Annotated in this window: 1 protein-coding gene; it reads left to right on the top strand. The window is 57.9% G+C overall.

The window, feature by feature from the left end; translation table 11 throughout:
* Positions 1-1,032: hypothetical protein (locus J4F42_17510; GenBank protein ID MCE2487316.1), on the top strand; the 1,032-nt coding region annotated here is incomplete at its 5' end.
* Positions 1,033-1,063: the final 31 nt, after the last annotated feature.

Here is a 1,063-nt window from a genome sequence, read left to right as displayed (position 1 = left end):
CTAGTGCTTTGCAAAAGGGAAAAGATGAGAAGCGCACTGTTTGGAAGCGTAAAGAGCTATGTCGTCCTGTTCCTGCTCGGGGCGTGGGTGGCTTCTGCTCCACCGGCTACAGCCCAGCCGCAGCCCCTCACCGGCTGGTTCACCTTTATCGTTGCCGATTATCCGTCCGAGGCCGGCCTGACATCCGAGACGACCTACTTTCTAACCGAGGACTCGGGTGAGCGGTATGAACTGCTGATTGATGTCAAACTCATACGGCCACTCGGCGGTCCGGTAGCCTTAAACCGACAACGAGTGACGGTGGTGGGAGAGTGGGAGCAGAGCGAGCCTGACGGTCCAGCGCCGTTCCGCGTCAGCTCCATCGAGCTGGCTGCGGCCCCGTCGTCGGCCCTGCCGGGAGCGTCTCCAGATGAGCCCGCCCCGCTCGCATCACCTCTCCGGACTGCGGTGACGGGCTCCCAGGCGTGGGTGACGATTTTATGCCGCTTTGCCGATGCCACGCATATCACTCCGCATCCAGTCAGTCACTATGAGAAGCTCATGGGGATGGCCTATCCCGGCCTGGGCCATTATTGGAACGAAGTCTCAGACGGAAACATCTCCGACCTGGCTGGGAGCAGGGTGGTAGGTTGGCACAACCTGCCCCAGCCCCGTTCGTATTACCTCTCCATAAATGAGCGCGGCATTGAAGATTTTAGGCTCGATAGAGCAGTAGAAGACTGCACGGCCGTCGCGGATGCGACTGTGTTCTTCCCCGACTTTGATGGGATCAACTTGGTCTTTAATCATAGTGATGCTGATAGAGCTTGGTCTAGGGGGGGCAGCCGTCGGCTGACGCTGGATGGACAGCCGCGATTCTGGGGTGTCACGTGGATACATCCAAGCCATGCTGAAGACAACTATCACGGTATTGTGGCCCACGAGATGGGCCATGCGTTTGGTTTGATGCATTCCTCCGGTCCATACGGCCGAGATGATCCTATCTCTAGAAGCGGTCTCAAAAACCTGTCTGATAAGGTAGAATGGGGGTAAGGTCAAGGACAAGGAGAGGCTGATGGCCCGC

This window comes from Desulfurellaceae bacterium, assembly GCA_021296095.1.
Classification (GTDB): Bacteria; Desulfobacterota; Binatia; order Bin18; family Bin18; genus JAAXHF01.
This window is presented reverse-complemented; position numbering and strand designations above follow the sequence as displayed.